This window comes from Legionella drancourtii LLAP12 (assembly GCF_000162755.2).
Classification (GTDB): domain Bacteria; phylum Pseudomonadota; class Gammaproteobacteria; order Legionellales; family Legionellaceae; genus Legionella; species Legionella drancourtii.
Window position 1 is genome coordinate 1 of the sequence record NZ_JH413827.1, and the last position, 18,000, is coordinate 18,000.

The following is an 18,000-nucleotide window of genomic DNA, read 5'->3' on the forward strand; positions in this document are numbered from 1 at the left end:
CCGCCTTGAGCGCATTTTTTTTCATTACATCAAGGCTTATATTAGAAATTAGTGTATTCATAATGATATATAATATAAGTAACTGCTAATATAGCAATAGTTTTCTGTACTTATTTATTTACACCAGAAGAGAAATGCTTACTACAAGAGGAGCGTCCTTCTCATAACCAATCTTGTAGTTAATGTACTGACAATTTAATTACTGTAATTTTGGCCATTGTAGTCCGGGCTACAATGATTAATAAGGCTCAGTAAGCAATTGCGTCGAATAATTGATAATGTCTGCAGTTTTTGGGTTGCTTCTTCGCTATGGGGATTATAAAGCTTGTAATCACTGATTGCCAAAAATCATAGTACAAGCTTTTCTGCAAAGGATGCTCATCACTCATGGGAAAACAAGGAGCGTGATTTGCTTCCAATAACCATACTTGCAAATCACTATCGACAATAAAATCAATACCAAAAATGGCTAATGCAGGTGGTTTTTGATCCATAAAGGCTTGAGGGTGTAATTGATGCAAGCCATTAATAACGGAAGATACTATCGCTTTTATTTTAGGATAAAAAGGTTTAAATAAATCATATTGTTGCGTGATAATTTGGACCACGTTACGTTCATCTTCACGTAAATGCTCATTCGTTAAATGTGGTCGCAGATCGGTGAAATCATTTGCAGGATAAGGATGAAGCCCCACATTAAAATATCCTTTCGGATAAAGATAAGCACCCGCATAGTTAGTGAGTACCACAAACATGCGAATACTGTATTTATGCCCCATCTTTGGTCCTTTGAGCAGATGAGGTTGCATCAGATATTGTTGTAAAACATGCTCCCCTCCTAAACGATTGGCACTTAGATAATGTTGTTCCAATTGAGTCAGGCTTTGAAAAATTTTAATGTGTTGGCCATTATTTAACAGTGCTGGTTTTAATATCCATGCCAAATGATTGATTTGATCTACAGTATGATGCTCTTGCTGATAATACTTATGAGCTATTTGGTTTAAAAACCAAAGGCCAGTTTTCATCGTTAATACAATAAGTTGGCAGCATAACGTGCGGGCAGTATTGTGCGACTAATTGTGCCAATAAATTTTTAAATTCCAGACATTCTGCAGCAGATAAATCAAATTGAAAATTTTGCTCACCAAAATCAGCGAGCCTACTAAAACGGGTGGGATGCCATCCCCGCTCCTGCAAATAGCGTGCTAAATTAGAATAAGTAGGTGATAGCGACTCTCGTAAATAAAAACGAGAGCCTCTTAATTTTTTTTGCCATTGAGTCACAGATTGTAAATAGACCACTCTCAGACCTCAAATTTAGGAGATAAATAGCGGAATAACCTCGGAAAAAAGCGTGCCATAAAAGCCCCAAATCGCTCTTTAGCGCCCGCAATAAACATCACTGGTTTTTTATGCTCAATAGCCTTAACAATTTTTTGTGCACATTTTTCTGGTAATATCCCCTTTGCATGCGAATTATCAATTCGACCAAAATGTGTTCCATCAGCTAGTAATGCGTTTTGCGTAATCTGAGTATTGATGTAACCAGGATAAATTAAGGTAATGTTAATCTCCGTTTTGACTAATTCATTACGCAAACTTTCAAAATAGCCTCTAAGAGCATGTTTACTCGCACTATACGCTGCGCGAGTTTGTATTCCATAAAGACCCAGCATACTTGAAACCACGGCAATCTGACCACTATGACGCAGCAACATCCTTTTTAAAACCGGGCGAGTTAGAGCAATGGTGCCCAAAAAGTTAGTATCCATTATTTTTTTATCTAATTCAAAATTAGAATCAGCAACCAGATAACGCTGAGAAAGGCCTGCGTTATTAATCAGAATATCAATTGGCCCATGCGTTTCCCAGACTTTAGTGACGGTGGCTTCCAATGCATTATGTTTTTCCAAATCCAAGGGAACAACGCAATGCTTTTCCGAAAACATACACGCCGCACGAACCCGTTGTAACTCCTTTTCAGAACGCGCAGAAAGAATTATTTTTGCACCAGCTCGTGCCATTTCATAGGCTAAAGCCTCACCAATTCCAGAAGAAGCTCCTGTTATCCAAACAGTCTTATTTTTCAGTTCCATTATTTAATCATCCCTAATTTCAATCCAATCCATTTGGAATAGTTTAACTTATTTTAGACTGCTTAGATTTATCTGAGTTATATTCCACTATTCCATACCATTCCAAAATCGATGATCCCCCTTAGCTCTATTATGGTTTAGGGCTCTCGTATCTCATATCACAATCAGTGAAAGTTAAAATATATTCAAACACATGTGCCGGCAAGTTGAACAGTGGGTGCTCGTTTTCTTGCCGAAGTGCTTGGAAAAATACGGCTCTCTGATATCCAACTGACTTGGCTAAAGCTATTAATTGATTAAATTCTTCTGTCTTATACCCTAAAATTTGCGTAATCGGATGATTCTGATTAGCTTTTAAATTACGCAAAAATGTAAGACTAGTACCTAAAGAAGAAGATGATATTTTTTTCACAATTTCTGTTTTACAGTACTTGCTCAATAAATCCAGGGTATCCGGAGTGAACGAGGCTCCTCTAAGCAGATCATCCCAAATTAATGTTAATAATTCATTGGCAACTTCAACATTATCAACATTCTCCATCTGTTGTCTGCGATTAAGCGCATCCGTATAACCCCGTCTTATAGCTCGCTCCAAAAGGAAAATAGATTTTGCATAATTGATATTACAACCTAAACCATCTTTATAGATATTAGCTAGTGAGTATAGTGCCTCTACATTACCTAATTTAATGGCTTGCTCAAAAAGACAAAATGCTTCTTCATAATTTACATCTCCTCCTTGTCCAAATAGATGCATTGATGCTCTAAACGTAAGCGCTCTAAAGAGTCCTAACTCACTGGCCTTCATAAAAAGACGAATTGCTTCTCCATAGTTAATTTCTCCACCTTTACCATGGAAATGCATGGCGGCGCGATTTTGCATTGCAACAGCATTCTTCAATTCGATCGCTTGCTCAAGAAGACGAATCGCTTCTGGATAATTAATTTCTCCGCCTAACCCCTGTAAATGCATGAATGCACGATTTTGTATTGCTGTAGCATTCTTCAATTCGATCGCTTGCTCAAGAAGACGAATCGCTTCTGAATAATTAGCGTCTCCAACCAGACCTTGAAAATGCATAAAAGCGAGATGATTCATTGCAGCAGCATTCTTCAATTCAATCGCTTGCGTATAAAGGCGAATCGCCTCTTTGTAATTAACTTTACCATCAAATCCTGCTTTATAGATAAATCCCCGCAATGTCATAGAATAAGAATCATTACTTTTTATGCCTTGCTCGCATTTAGTAATGAAATCGTGGATCAGTTGAGTAATTTTCTTGGAATCTTCATTGTCAGGATTATCTTTTGCATTCTCAATGAGATCTTTTAATGTGCAGGAAAGAGAATAATCCCCTTGCAACATTTGTTGCAATATAATAGCAACGAGCTCACTGTTTGATTGTTCAAATAAGTTCAGAATAGGTTTATTTTCAGTTAATTTCATTATCAATTTTTTTCATTAATAGGAATAGTTCTTTTGTTTTTCAGGATACATTTAAAATCAACTCCATAGCAAATAAAAACGCATCCATCGTTAGGGTTTGTTGCGCATCACCAGCGCAACAAACCCTAACTTATCGAATACGCAAACTTCAACTCCGAAAGGTTCCCAGAAAATAACTCCTTTCTTCCTCGTAATCGGCTTCATCACTGGTATCAGAATCAAGAAGTGATGGATCATCAAACAATGCACCAACCACAGCAAGTGCTATGGTTGCCGATTGCGAGGTAAACCTTGATACAGTAGCTGCGAGAAAAAACACGGCAGACAAAGGACTTAACCAATAATTAAATGTATTAACATCATCAAAAAACTCAGGTCCATCTGATTCCAATGCGCGTTGTTGCTCTTTTCGTTTTAAAGCTTCAGCTAAATAGGTAGCCGCTAAAAAATCATCGTCGGAAGCGGATTGATTTATAGTCTGATAATCTATAACAAGAGGATGGCGATGATTTACCACTGTACATTCACTAGGCCAAACAGACTGCAAAGGAATGAACCCATACCCACTACTCAGAAATCGTGGGGTATTATGATATTGATCAAGCTCCATAATACCTATGGTTATAATGTCACCACATAAAAAGGACTTGTTTTTATGTAACCAAAAATAATTAGAATCAGATTTTGCAGATAATAGTCCTGGCCCCCAAGTCTGACTTTCTGTTTTACGGGATGTCGATAAACCAGATAAAGGAATTGTTACATGAACAATAGCCTGATAACGATGATGGCTATGTTGATTAGCAATATCCTCCGCTTCCTGACGTGTTAACCCAACTTGGAATGAAGACTTTTTGCTTAGCGATGTTAAAAATTCCGCTAAGTGCGCAAAATCAAAATTGTTCCTAAATTTAATAGCATCATTATCTTCCAATACAGGGGGATAAAAGATAGTGCTACCTTGTGAATTTTTTTTATGCAAAACAAAAATAGGAATAAAGATATCAATAAGATTTAGTTCATCAGATTTTTCAACGTCATCATTACTAAGATCCAACGATATGGCAACAGCATCCCCTGTACAAAATACTTCATAATAATCCTGAAACTTAACCTCTGTATTAACCTGTCTATAAGTCTGTAGCAGCTCCTTAAGAGCGGCAGTTTCTTCTTCAGCACCTTCTGCACGTTGAACAGCAGCACTTAATTCCCGCAGTTTTCTTATATAAGCTTGTTTGAGTTGAATAAAATCATTCGTTATATCTAGATCTAATACCTCAAAAACAGTTTTTCCCATTATATCCCTCCAATTTTTATAAAGGCTCCCTTACCTCAGGCTAACTGCAATATGCGCGTTGGGCCTGATTATTGCAGTTTGTAAAGGCATAGGCAATGCACCGAGGGAAGTTACAAAAATAGTTAAAAGATAATTGGGACTTCTCTCAGAGAATAATGAGGCGCATCCAATAAATATCCAAAATTGAAACAATTTGGCTTAGGTATACGTAAGCCCTAAGCCATTAACAGATTTGACGCACTATTTATTAGCAATAGTTGAGGTTCTCAATGCATCAACATAAGCAATGAGCTCAGAAGGTAACGTGCTTTGGCAGGTTGGTACTGAAATATTTTGAGCAGCAAAGAAAGCACAGCTACTTCTTAAAGAAGGAATCGGAGTATTAAAACCTAAGGCTCGATATGCATTAGCATCTTCTCTCCTCAAAGAGGGCTCAAGCCTTTGAATATCGATGTTATAAACATCAAGATACTCATCGAATTCATTATTATACAGAACAATATTATCTGCAGAGCCAAAACGATGTTGAAGAGTCTGACGTTTGAATGTCGTCATATCTTCCGCCCCAAAATACCCAAAACCAACAGATACAATATTGTCGGGAAGCGCTTCCACGAACTCATTGAACTCCTCATCTGATTTACTTTCAAGGCAATTTAATGGTAAATCAAGATGGGTAACACCTGTATCTTTGAAAGCAGCTGCCAACTCAGCCAGCTCTGCTCCTGTTTTTTTCCCAAGCTCATTTCCAGCTAAAGATAGATGAGTAACACCTGTATCTTTGAAGGCAGCTGCCAACTCAGCCAGCTCTGCTCCTGTTTTTTTCCCAAGCTCATTTCCAGCTAAAGATAGATGGGTAACCCCAGTCCCTTTGAAGGCAGCTGCCAACTCAGCCAGCTCTGCTCCTGATTTTTTCCAAAACGCATTTAGTCTTAAGTCAAGGTGGGTAACGCTTGTCTCTTTCAGAAGATCGATCAAATCAGCCAGATCTTCGTGGTACATTTTATAAAGCTGATTTTCACTTAAATCAAGATGAATGACCTCGGTCTCTATCAGCGCGGTTACGTATGCCCGCAAAACTAATGAGGACCAAAGACCGTGCCCACTTAAATCAAGCAGGGTAACTTTCTTCTCGTTCAAGGATCTAATTTCATCAATTACTTGGCATAGTGTTTTACCAGGAAAAAAAATTTTTTCTCTCATTATTCAGTGTCTCCTTCGTAAAATGCATCTTGGTATCGAGTATTCATTCTGCAACATGCCCATCAAAAATGTTGTTTTATGCCCCGCATGGACAAATATTATTCTTTTTGCCTTTTTTTGTGAACCCCTTATTTTTGAAAATGATTTATTCCAATATGGAAATTTTTGATAACAATCCCAAGGAAATGCTGTAGCCAGACTAATCATGGAACCCGCTGAAGATAAGAAATAGTTACTAGGGTCTTTATTCGTTATTTAACTTCACATTAATAATTTCTATTTTGGAAAAAATCGATTTCAAAAATATAGCATTCACAAATTAAGGCAAAAAGATTAATATATGATCATATTAATTCATAAAAACACATATTGAACCATGAAAAACCCTCCTAATTTTTATTATCAGATTCAAAGTAAGCGTGAAAATTATACGCACGCACCTTCAGGGACTATTAATGTTCAACAATTGATGCAAGGAAAACCGTGTTGGCAAGGTCTTGCTCCACTAGAAAATAAAGAAAAAATACTTATTCTTAATGACTGGCGAATGAATAGTCAACGAGAAGACTTAGTTCCCATCTATGTAACGATTCTTAAACAGTTACTTGAGGATGGTTTTACCGTTTATATATGGAAGGATCAACGAGCCCATCTTTTAGACTTAGAAAGTTTTTCTATTTATGAATTTAGCATGCTCAATAGTATGGAACCCAAAAAAGAAGAAGAAATAAGAAAGGAAGCAGCGCTACAGCTAAGTGTTAATAAAAATCAGATTCTTGTGCTTGACGATTACTGGGTTACTTATCTTTTTCAAAAAATCACTGCTCCTACTACTCTGGAATCAACTGGACGGCAACTTAGTTTGCGTGATTACCTATGGAGTTCATATGATGAATCGAAAGCTAGTTTTTTATCGAGTAAAAATCAAACTGTTTTAAAGTATATTGAAAAAATACCTTATACACGCTTTATTATCGATGAGTTTGATAGTTTCCATCCTTATTTACTTAAGAGTGAACAACTTTTTCCTGAAGCAACACGAATTATTAACATAACGTATCTTCACATAGAGGGTGATGAAATCGAAGAGTTAATGAACGGTAAGATATTGGCATGCGGGGGAATAAAATTCAGTCAACGTGATTTACAACAAATTGAAGTTCTTGAAATAGGACAATTTAATGAAGAGCAACTCACGTGGATTTTGAACCAATGCCCGCAACTACATACTCTTAGTATACTACAGTGTAGTCTAGAAGACTTTCATCCCCAAGCCCCAATCGCTCTGCCCCTATTAACGTCCTTACACTTTAAAAATTCGGCATATTACGAAGCGAAGTTTGTTGAAGATCTGCTTCTACATTTTGATGCTCAACTTGAACAATTAATTCTCTTTAATTGCGGTGGTATTGATGCAGATTTTACCCAAATTCCTAGACTTCCCAAGGTAAGAAAATTAACGCTTGATGGACCCGATATAAGTAGTAATAACATCAATACCTTAATTAAAGCAAGTGCATCGCAATTGCATTATTTATACATAAATAATGATGATCATAAGTTAACGCAGGATACCTCTGAGGAATATAGCCCACGGAATCTGGAATATTTAATAATTGAAAACATGGTAATTCCCCAAGAAAGCCTGGATGGCTTATTAAAATTTGCGGATAATTTAAAAATATTGCAATTAAGAAACGTTGAATTAACGGGGAAGACGCCATGGGTTCGTTACCAATTCAATAACCTAAAAGATTTTACACTACAAAATAAAAGTACTTTCCACGAAAACAAAGCCATTTATAACATTTTCAATAATAAAAAGCTGAACTTTATTTCCTTAAAAAACTCCTTGGTAATGTATGATAATAATAATAACATTTTAAACCTACCTTCTTTGCTTACTTTGGAATTATTAAGTGATGTTAAAAACCTTAACAAATTTGTTAATAACGCCCCACAATTGCAACGCTTAGTTCTTGAAGGAAAGACTGCCGACTTTTCTTCAATACCGCCGGCAACACCTCATTTAGCAGAAATAGTTTTAAAGCAGTTTATCTTTTTCAGTAAAGGAATGGAGGTTTTTTTAGAAAAAAATATAAATCAACTCAACGAGTTTGCGTTTACTTTTACAGATGAAATAAACATTTTCCCCCTGTTAAAAAGGGCTACTAATTTAAAAAAATTATATTTCAAAGGCCCTAAGAAACATAATGTGCTCACGCAAGATTTTTATACTGACTTACTTAATTCCTTGGCTTACTTACCTCAATTAGAATATCTGGAGTTAGAGCAATTTGGTAATATAAAATTTAAAAAATTCCAGGAAATACAGCTGGCCGCAAGAAACGCTCAATTAGCAAAACTAACTACGCTCACATTAACATCCACGACTTTTTTAGACAGAAACGACTTTGCGATTTTAATCAATTTGTTTCCGCAAATAGAACAGCTTTTATTGTCCAAAACAACCTTTTGCGATAAGCCTAAACCAATCAAAGGAACTATCCGTGTGTTAGATTCTTTAAAGTTAATCCAATTATCCCAACAATTGGTTTTTCCAACTAATTTGCTGAAATTAATACTGGATGCATCACCTAATCTGCAAATGGTTGATTTAGCAGGCTCCACCGCTCTTCAAAGTGACAAAGAAGTGATGACTCTATTGCATCCTTATGAATTACAGGGACTTAGTGAGCCAGAGCGCTATGATGCGGATAAAAAAACTACTGTGGATGCAGATACCCTAAATAAGAACACCAACTACACGGTTAATGTTATTTTTTATAACTTAAATGGTGAATCGCTTAAAGATGAAGTCCCCTTTTATCGAGAGAATATCTTTGATCAGGTAATTATTTCCTCACAACAATGCACTCAAAGTAATCCATTTGAGTTGATTGAAATAAAACCAGATGATCTAACACCTTGTTCTCCAACCAAAATTGCTAATTTAAAAAATATAGCGAAACAAGAACCACGACCTCCCAAAAATATTGGACAATATGTTTATGCGCAGGACTGTCTCGTTTTAAATTCTGAATGGCAGGCACTTCCATCACTATCCCCCGAGGAAAAATTACAGTGTTATTCTCTATCCATAGATTTAGAGATAGAACTGGCCTACTCCCAGAAACGAAATCAATATTATATTCGCTCGAAAAATAAACAGAGCCAACCAGTTATTTTCGAATTCATCCTTTGGATTCCCCAATTGCCGCAACCGGTGATGCAGCCTAAATCATCCGTACTGGCTACGGCACGTAAAGTTATTTCATCCTATGGTGAGGGCGCGTTACCAAGCACCGTTAATCGAAGCGATTGGACGGGACGCGACTACTTAGATGCCATACGCCACTACAAGGTGGGATCTTGCCGCCACCGTGTAATTGCGTTCTGGGATTTAATGAAGAGAATAGAGCAAGCAGGTATATTACCTCCAAACGTTGAGATGCGAATTGTCTATAATAAACTTCATGCCTTCTTTGAGATAAAAACAAAGGGAAAATGGCATATATATGATTTAGGGGGCTATGAATCAGGAATTGAATTCATTGAACCAACGTTTCATGAAGAGCCTGCGATAGAGAAAAAAGTAGAAGAAGAACCATCTCTTGTTCTATATAAATCTTATTTTAATACCCGCGTAACGCCGAGCAGTGAAATAACCTCTGTTCTCCATTATTGCCAACAATTAATTCAGCGAATTGACGCATCAAATCAGAAAAATGGTTTGATTAGCTTAAATTCTACTGATGAAATGGCGAGTATGGCCTTACAGTTAGAACGTTTCTGTCAGGCCACAAGCCGACCTGTTTTATTTATTAATCATCCAGATGATCTTATTGAATCTTCTGTCTCGATTCAACGCGAAGGCTCTAAAGGAACATTAAAGCAAAAATCCGGAGGCGCCCTGGCTAATTTTTTCTCAAAAAATCAGGAAGAAACCGCGCTTATCATTATTAATTATGATGAGTTTTCGCTCCAGGATTTACTCATGAGTATTGCTGTTTTAGACAGAAAACAAAAAAATATTCTTCTCATTGGATTGGTAAATCCTCGCAATGCCAATCATTACAATGGCGCAGATTTTCATGGTTATTTTGATATCCGTGAACAATCTAACTTTGCTATGCAAGTATTGAACGAAAATTTACCGCCCCTTAGGCCTCAATTAGTTGCTGAAGAATCCTCAGAAACCGTAGTACTTAATCTTTATAAACGACCTGATTGGCGCCGCTATCTTTTAGGTGGTTGGGAAATTTCAGGGGTCGAACTTACATTCAAGGAAGGGGTCTTAAACAAGGCGATTAAAGCATGTAGGCAAACACAACGACCTTTAGAAATAAGAAATGGCACTTGGGAAGATAAGGATTTTGTCTTATTTTGGCGCCAAGCATTGATTCACCACCGAATAGATCTCGAAGGAGAGTCACTTATTCTTCCAGAAGATTTTTCTCTTGTGCGGCAGGATGGTTATAGCTGGGAATACTTAACTCAAGGTATTTCTGTCTCACATGGTTTGCAGGCAGGCAAAAAAGTGCTAAATCGAGCCACCTACGATGATTTTTTTATTCGTTATACCTTTAGTAATCAAAACCTAAAAACAGAGTCCGGTATTCTAAAAGCAGCCCATAATAGCGTTCTGGAACTATCAATTACAGGGACTTTAACCTTAGAAGAATGGACTCTTTTCTTACACGAATGCCAACAGAACCAGATTCAACTGCATTGTGATTTGGCAGACGGTATTGAACTGCCTGAGGAAATGAAGCATTTTTTAAAAATTGAGCCGCCTCGAGACACTGCGATTAAACCCCTACTCCCTTGGCTGAGTATTTACGAAACACCCGACCCGGATCTTTTTATTGCTTCACTCATGCAAGAACAAAATTATCGAGTTGTCGATATCTCTGAATGCAATAGTGCCGATCTTTTAAAACAACGTAAAGGAGAAATAAAAAAAGATGGAAGCGGCTTTTGTTTTGAAGAGCGCGACACGTTTATACCGACATCAATTGCTGCAGGCATAAAAATTATTTTAAAAGGACAGTTTTCGTCCTCTCTCGCTGATGCATTAACCGCTTATTTTCTTGAAAACGAGCTTCCAGATAATTCAGTTACTCTCGTTACTGAAGACAGTCAACATTTTTCCTGCTTACCTATAAAAAAGGTTGCGCTTAATAATAAGTTAAAATATCAGCACTTGCGTCGCCACTATAAAGAAAATGAATTATTTTCATTTAGCAGTGAGGTTTTTGCGCAAAAATCAGTAGCTCAGCTTATCGCTTGCCTTAATTATGCCCGCAGAGAATCCAAGCTTGCTCAACACGAGACCGAGTTTAATTTAATAGAACAATTAAATAGCGACCTAGCTTGGCAGGGAATGCATGGCATTATTGGGGGAATACAACGAAACGACTTTGACTATGTCAATAGTGCCGAGCACGCCCAAGCGTTCATACAAAAACGAATTGATGCTTTTAAGGCCACAGTAAAATATTCTCCCTTTGTCTTTTTTACTGGTTTGACCGGTGTAGGGAAAACAACCTTTGTTACCCACATATTAAAAGATAAAGGTTATTGTATTCATGAGAGCATAAATAATCTTTCTCAATGGATAAATGATTGTCGTCCAGGACAAAAAATACTTTTTCTTGATGAGGCCAATTTAGATCCAAGCCAATGGTCCCTCTTTGAAGGATTATTTAATGAGCCCCCTGCTATCTTATACAATGGAACCTATCATCTACTAAGCACAGATCATAAAGTTATTTTTGCGGGTAATCCCCTGAATTATGGCGCCGGTAGACAATTAGCAAGCTTATTTAGCCGTCATGGCTCTGCCTTGCAATTTGAGCCCTTATCGCAAAATTTCATTTATGAAAAAATAATAAAACCTGTTTTTTCAGGAACGATAATTGAGGGCGAAAGTCAGAAAATTGCTAAGGAAATTCTGGCGGTTTACCAATATGTTTGTGAACATTCATTGAATGAAGTCTTAATGTCACCACGCGAAATAAAAACAATGGCCTTGTTCACACTCATTAATAAATTACAAAACCCTATGCGGGAAACTAAGCAAATCGCTGCAAGTTATGCCTTTTCTTTAGGAAAATATCTTATCCCTGATTATCTTTATCCGCAATTTAAAGAAAATTTTGCGACTCAACTGCAAGTTAATGACTCTATTCACACGCTGAACAGCGATCGTTTTTTGCTCACCTCGTCACGGCGTGAAGCGCATCAACTCCTTTCAGATTTTCTCAATACAAGAAACCTTAGTCCTAGTAGCGCAGGCTGTCTGGGTGGTTTTATTCTCGAAGCCGAGCCCAAAGAAGGAAGTACATCGCTCGTTATTAACACACTGAAAAGCTTGGGATATATTAAGGAAAGCAAGAAAAGAGAGAATTCAGACCAACCTACTTATTATGTTTTACCTTCTAATATATCGTTGGCGCGGCGCGAAGAAATTCTACGTAAAGCCTTTCATGAGGGAAGTGTGGTCATAATAAAAGGAGAATCATCATTACAAGAAAGCTTATTAAATGCCCTACTAATGGAAAGAACCCCTGAAGGTGAACTAGCAGCAAAGTCAGGTTTTAGATTAATTATCTTACAAAAATCCACAAGCCAAGATCTAAGTAAAGCATTGCAACGACGACTGCTTAAATGCCGTTTGCCTACTTATAGCCTTGCGGAAATGCTTGCTATTTTAGCTCAGAAAGGAGTACCTGAAGAAAAAGCAAAACACTTAATCAAAGCCTATCTTGCGCAGCGTGAAGAAGCTAAAATTAAGCGATTATCGCCAGAACCCGCTTTTAGTGATTTGTTAAAAGCAGCAAAACTTGTGTTAAAAAGCATGCGCTCAAAAGAAAGCGTTTATGGAAAACGTGCTCATGAAGAAGAAGAGGATGAACAACTACTTAAGCCAAAAAATTTGACACAAGCGAAAAAACGCACTAAAAGGGATGACGATCTTAACGATGAAATGGACATAGAACCCCCCTCTGCACGGCGGCTAAATAGAGCACAGTTTTTTAGTTCTGCAGAACAAGGAGATAATGATGACTTTGAAGTTCAATCTCCTAAGCCATTTTAAAAAGACAAAAGGAGAGCTGTTTGGCTCTCTGACGAATGAGGCACTAATTGACCAAGAACAACATCACAAAAGAATATGATTTATACGGTGATCCAATCCTCTTTCGTACCAACGATGAGTTTGGTGATATTCTAGTTATAGATCGCTCTCCCTATCGCGTTTTAACCTTTGATTCAAATTTTGATCAAAGCAGCGTTGATGTGCGAAATCCATTGATCCTGGTACATGAATATACACGTGCCATGATGTTAGCGCTTGCCTTTATTAAGCCGCGCCATGCCGTTATCTTAGGCTTGGGAGGGGGATGTCTTTTGCGAAGCTTGCACAATCTACTACCGCAATGTGAGGTGCACGCAATTGAATTGCGTCAACGTGTGTATGAAGTTGCTTCTGAATTTTTTGGAATACCCGTTAATAAGAATATAAACATCACTATTAGTGATGCAGAATACCAATTAAATAATATCAATGCCGCGAGCACAGATATTATTTTTGCGGATATGTTCTCCGCTTATTGCATGAATCCATTGCAAATGCAGCAAAACTTCGTGACTCAATGCCATCGAGTGCTGAGTAAAAAAGGCTGGCTAGTAATTAATTACCACGACATCCCCGATCTAAACACCACTTTTTTTAAATTTATGTGCAGTATTTTTACAGATGTCTTTATTTATAAAACCGTAGCAAATAATAACCATGTGGTGTTTGCCAGCAAAGAACCCATTAATGCCCTTCATGATTTCAAATATTCTATTGCTGAATTGGAACGAAAACTAGGAAGTAAGTCAATTAACTTCTTTAACCGATTAATTCGCTTAAATTCCGTTGGCCGTTTTCGAAAATCAACTTAAAGATATGCTTTGTTATGCCTGTGCTTCTAAAAATCTATTTAATTTCATAAGGTAATATTTTGTTCGACAGAAAAAACTGGCTATTATGAAATAGCAGTAATACAATTAAAGTGCGTTTTGATTAAAAACAGTTCTTTTGTTATGAATCATGGAGGATGCAAATGAGAGTTTTTCAGTCAACTTTATTGAGTATTTTGTTCACATTAACCCTAAACAAGGCTTATGCCACAGCCCCACTTCTAATCAATTTTACTCAATTAGTTGCCGCACTTGAAAATGCGGATGATGTTAAAGCGATCATTCATTTTGATAAATGTCTTGTTATAAATGAAAAAAATCAGGCGACCCAAACTCAAATCATAAAAAAATTTGATGGGGCTTCTACGCGTTTTAATTTTACAGAATATGTGCATGCTGAGGAGCGGCTTACTGGCGAATTGCAAGATACAGTTACAACCTCAATTAAAATTTCTATAGAATCATCGACAGGAGTATTCTTAATCTTATTTGGACAGTTGAAAGTCTTTGATGATAACACCGCAACGATTCATCTCGAATTGTTGAATCCAGTTAATCAAAAAAAGCAATTAAACGTAGATTGGTTATGTAACATCAGCAATGGTAACGATAATAACGGTTTGCTATTGTATGACTTCCCTTAGCAAATAAATGTACTGGGAAAATAGATCTTCCGATCAGAGCCAGAGCACTATAGGCCTAATTAAGTAGGACTAGGCCCAAATTTCGCAATTAATTCATTAGTTACTAATTTTTCATAAAATAATTGAGTGCTCGCTTTTCTTCGCCAGTCGGGATTATCGATTGCTGATTGAGCAATTTTTAGAACTTTCTCATAAGTTTCAATTGGATCTAATCCTTTCTCCTCAAATGAATTGATCTGGTTAAAAATTGCTTGGACGTGGGCAGGTTTTGGTGTTCCAAACAAACCTACTCTAAACATAGTTTCCCAAGGTTGTTTGCTTATGTATTGTTTGAGGTTTAAAAGAAAATCTTCGATTACTTGAGGGTCTATATTTTCAGAAGAAGCAGTATATATCTCGCCTTCAATATTTCGATCTGGATCAATTGCAAGTTGCGTTAAAGCTTCAAAATCATTTTCAATGAGTTTGTTTTCAAAATAATTCTTATCAATGATACTGATACTATCAATTTTATAAAGGAGCGTTAACGATTCAATGGAGCTTGGAGTGATATGATAATTCTCAAACCACAGGTTATATAGAAAATCAGCTAGCTCGTTATTTTCGCTGGGCTCATACTTTCCAGCATCCGTGCGTTTGGTTTGTTCATTCTCAATTATCTCGAATAATATCGATAATTCATCGTTAGGCGTTTTTAACAAGGTATAAATTTATCTAATTTTGCAGCATTTTTTCGAATTTCTTGATGAGATTCAAAGGAGGCATTTTTAAGTAATTGGAGCTCAGGATATCGACTTAAGAAAACGTCTGCTCTTATATCTAAAGTTGGCCAATGTAACTTTAATTGGATAGTTGATAAATCAGCCCCCATCGAGTCTAAGTGATTAAGAAATATAGCGATATCTTTATGAGTTGGTCTATAGTGTCCTGACTCATTACTGATCTCAGCTATTTTATTGTTCACTATTTTGATCATTCCCGCACAGAGAACTTCACCTCCTGAAAGAAAAGAACTGTGTTTTGTTTGGGAAGAAGGGTCTCTTCTTCCCATGACTTGGGTTTTAATTTCACCATCATTAATATAAATATCACCGGAAAATGAAAATACAAATTCTCTATCCTTAGCTTGAAACTGACGCTGAGAATTTTGATAAAAAACCTGTCCTTCCTCAAGGCCTATTTTGAACTTACTGGCTTGTTGTCTATCAAAATAAAGTAAATTATGTTGAGTTTGAACTTTATCTTCAGCATTAAAATAGGGGATAACTTCTCTACCCAATGTACTTAAGATCCGGCTAGGTAAGGTCATTGGATTACAATTAAAATATTTTGTTAATAGATTTACACACGATTTAAATAGATCATCGTAATACGAGTTATCCGATTTATTAACCAAATAATTATTTTGAATAGTTAAAATCAATAAATAGAGCCTTACTAATTGATAAGCTTTTCTGTCAGAGTTTTCTTCTCTATTGATTTTATTTACAAGCGAAACTACATTTTGCTTTAATATTTTATTAGGTTTTGTTTTCATGTGATGAGATTTTAAGAAACATATAATATAAATATACTCCTTGACTCTTAAAAGAACATTAAGGTTTTTACCTGTAGAAATAAGAAAAACCTTTGTACAGGACAAAAAATAAAAGCATTACGTGAACGCGAAAATGTGAGTCAACCAATATTTGCATATTGCCTTGATGTATCTAAAGATCTTATTAGCCAGTGGGAAAGAGGGCTTAAAAAGCTGGCAGGAACTTCTTTGAAATTGCTTTCGTTAATTAGAAAAAAAAGGGTTGAATGCCATATTATAGATATAAGGTCTGATTAATTAGGTTAATCAGACTTAGAGATTGGGGGTGTTATATGTTAAGGATTAAAATTTTCTTTCTTTACTCCTGATGGTTCAGTCGGTGCTGTATTGTCTGGCGCAAGCGCCCTCACTTCGCTAAATTTAGCTCGATATGATTTTGTTTTTTCATGATTCACTGCTAACTGAGGTATTGGTTTCGATAGCAATTTTTCTAATGCCTTAGGCTTTTCAGATTGCCAAGAAGCTGAGTTATGATTTCCTATTAAGGGGGCTTCTATAATTTCAACAATTTTTTCTATTGTCACTTGATGTCCTTTGCCCTTAAGCTTACCCTCAACAATATTGTTTAATGTTATTGCACCTGGATAAGACTCTCCACCTAAACTTGGCGTATCTTCTTCCTCAAGTACCCCACCACTTAAATAAAAGTTAATTGGTAACTTATCTTTTAAACAAGGAAAATCTTTAAGCCATTCCATTTCCCAGGCAGCTTTATTTTTTTGTGTTCCCGCCTTAATTTCAGTTGATGAGGGCAATTTAGCCTCCTTCCATTCGCCATTTTCATTCTCATCAAATTGCCAACCCACATGCCACCAGAATGCTCCTGATTGGGAAAGAACATTACCAAAGGTTTCAGGATGAGTAAGTGCGGCATGTGTTGCTGCAAGCCCACCGAAACTAGTACCGCCAACCGTTGTATGTTTTCTGTCTGAGCTACAGCCAAATTTATTTTGAAGCAATAACGGCAGTTTGTTTAAAAATTCAGTGAACGCGAGGTTGCAAGCATATTCCTTAAGTCTTCCTTCAGGACCAGGAGGAATAAAGACAGTGACTTGATTGGGTATTTTTTCTTTCTGATATAATTCATCTAAAATTGCAGGGGTAGATCTGGCAGAATGATCGGGATGCATTTCGTCATTGCCATCCATAAGTATTAAAACTCCTGGTTGAGTTCCAGTAGAGGGTGGCAGATGAATATAAAGAATGCGATCATCTTCCATTATTTCTTCCACTGCGTCTTGAGGTATCAAGTTACCCATATTGTCATGAGCGCGGCCGGTTAAGGAGGTGATTAATTTAAGTTCATTAGCGTCAGCAAGTTTGTATTGGTCATTAAACGCTGATTTCAATTCGTGAAAATCATCTTGTTTATTATCAGAAATTTGTATTTCTTGGAGTGTTTGTGCGCTTAAATCAGCATAAAAAAGTTGATCCTTAAATAAAATTACAGCATCTTTATTATTCAATAATTTTTTTATATCCTCAAAGGTGGATTTGGTTGGAGCCTCTGCCATATTAATAAGGCCGCACCCCTGGTTATAAATATAGGCGACAGGTTCAGACATGTTTTTTCTCTGCTTTTATTTTGGGAAAGTATCCTATTATTATAGTAACTACCTGGAACTTTGTTTCTTATCCCTGATTAGCTCGTACATTAGCAAAAATGTAACTGATGTTTGTTTCATTTTCTGCAGCCTAAATAGATTTATATCCCGGATTGCGGCTTCGCCTAATCCGAGATA

General features: G+C 36.7%; 12 protein-coding genes. 3 read left to right on the forward strand and 9 right to left on the reverse strand.

Annotated features, from left to right (window positions below):
* Window positions 1-248: 248 nt before the first annotated feature.
* From LDG_RS10005 to LDG_RS18520, 6 genes are all read right to left on the reverse strand, one after another.
* Entirely contained in the window at window positions 249-1,028 is a 780-nt protein-coding gene (locus tag LDG_RS10005; protein ID WP_006871212.1) for an ATP-grasp domain-containing protein, read from the reverse strand.
* Window positions 988-1,305, reverse strand: coding sequence for a hypothetical protein (locus LDG_RS18515; protein WP_006871213.1), 318 nt, complete (start codon window positions 1,303-1,305; stop codon window positions 988-990). Before LDG_RS18515 ends, LDG_RS10005 begins: the two co-directional genes overlap by 41 nt.
* Before the next feature lie 2 nt (window positions 1,306-1,307).
* Window positions 1,308-2,099: an SDR family oxidoreductase gene (locus tag LDG_RS10010; RefSeq protein ID WP_006871214.1), complete on the reverse strand. Its 792-nt coding sequence runs from the start codon at window positions 2,097-2,099 to the stop codon at window positions 1,308-1,310.
* A 130-nt stretch (window positions 2,100-2,229) separates the two neighbouring features.
* Entirely contained in the window at window positions 2,230-3,546 is a 1,317-nt protein-coding gene (locus LDG_RS10015; protein ID WP_006871215.1) for a tetratricopeptide repeat protein, read from the reverse strand.
* Window positions 3,547-3,694: 148 nt separating this feature from the next.
* Window positions 3,695-4,843, reverse strand: coding sequence for a hypothetical protein (locus LDG_RS10020; RefSeq protein WP_006871216.1), 1,149 nt, complete (start codon window positions 4,841-4,843; stop codon window positions 3,695-3,697).
* A gap of 240 nt (window positions 4,844-5,083) precedes the next feature.
* Window positions 5,084-6,046, reverse strand: a complete 963-nt coding sequence (locus LDG_RS18520; protein WP_006871217.1) for a hypothetical protein — start codon at window positions 6,044-6,046, stop codon at window positions 5,084-5,086.
* Between the two features lie 376 nt (window positions 6,047-6,422).
* Here LDG_RS18520 and LDG_RS10030 point away from each other — a divergent pair, with 376 nt between their 5' ends.
* From LDG_RS10030 to LDG_RS10040, 3 genes are all read left to right on the forward strand, one after another.
* Window positions 6,423-13,148, forward strand: a complete 6,726-nt coding sequence (locus LDG_RS10030) for a leucine-rich repeat domain-containing protein (protein WP_006871219.1) — start codon at window positions 6,423-6,425, stop codon at window positions 13,146-13,148.
* A gap of 47 nt (window positions 13,149-13,195) precedes the next feature.
* Window positions 13,196-13,999, forward strand: a complete 804-nt coding sequence (locus LDG_RS10035) for a spermidine synthase (protein WP_006871221.1) — start codon at window positions 13,196-13,198, stop codon at window positions 13,997-13,999.
* A gap of 161 nt (window positions 14,000-14,160) precedes the next feature.
* Window positions 14,161-14,661, forward strand: a complete 501-nt coding sequence (locus tag LDG_RS10040; protein WP_006871222.1) for a hypothetical protein — start codon at window positions 14,161-14,163, stop codon at window positions 14,659-14,661.
* Window positions 14,662-14,720: 59 nt separating this feature from the next.
* On the opposite strand, the gene LDG_RS10045 is transcribed toward LDG_RS10040, so the two are convergent.
* The 3 genes from LDG_RS10045 to LDG_RS10055 all read right to left on the reverse strand — a co-directional run bounded on the left by LDG_RS10045 (window position 14,721) and on the right by LDG_RS10055 (window position 17,823).
* A complete protein-coding gene (locus LDG_RS10045; protein WP_006871223.1) occupies window positions 14,721-15,362 on the reverse strand; it encodes a hypothetical protein in 642 nt (213 codons plus the stop codon).
* Entirely contained in the window at window positions 15,356-16,198 is an 843-nt protein-coding gene (locus LDG_RS10050) for a hypothetical protein (RefSeq protein WP_040535334.1), read from the reverse strand. Before LDG_RS10050 ends, LDG_RS10045 begins: the two co-directional genes overlap by 7 nt.
* A 335-nt stretch (window positions 16,199-16,533) precedes the next feature.
* Window positions 16,534-17,823 (reverse strand): alpha/beta hydrolase, encoded by a 1,290-nt coding sequence (locus LDG_RS10055; protein WP_006871225.1) that lies wholly within the window; start codon window positions 17,821-17,823, stop codon window positions 16,534-16,536.
* Between the last annotated feature and the right edge of the window lie 177 nt (window positions 17,824-18,000).

Coding starts and splice junctions, on each gene's coding strand:
- LDG_RS10005 (WP_006871212.1), bottom strand. CDS start 1,028: ATGAAAACTGGCCTTTGGTTTTTAAACCAAATAGCTCATAAGTATTAT.
- LDG_RS10010 (WP_006871214.1), bottom strand. CDS start 2,099: ATGGAACTGAAAAATAAGACTGTTTGGATAACAGGAGCTTCTTCTGGA.
- LDG_RS10015 (WP_006871215.1), bottom strand. CDS start 3,546: ATGAAATTAACTGAAAATAAACCTATTCTGAACTTATTTGAACAATCA.
- LDG_RS10020 (WP_006871216.1), bottom strand. CDS start 4,843: ATGGGAAAAACTGTTTTTGAGGTATTAGATCTAGATATAACGAATGAT.
- LDG_RS18520 (WP_006871217.1), bottom strand. CDS start 6,046: ATGAGAGAAAAAATTTTTTTTCCTGGTAAAACACTATGCCAAGTAATT.
- LDG_RS10030 (WP_006871219.1), top strand. CDS start 6,423: ATGAAAAACCCTCCTAATTTTTATTATCAGATTCAAAGTAAGCGTGAA.
- LDG_RS10040 (WP_006871222.1), top strand. CDS start 14,161: ATGAGAGTTTTTCAGTCAACTTTATTGAGTATTTTGTTCACATTAACC.
- LDG_RS10050 (WP_040535334.1), bottom strand. CDS start 16,198: ATGAAAACAAAACCTAATAAAATATTAAAGCAAAATGTAGTTTCGCTT.
- LDG_RS10055 (WP_006871225.1), bottom strand. CDS start 17,823: ATGTCTGAACCTGTCGCCTATATTTATAACCAGGGGTGCGGCCTTATT.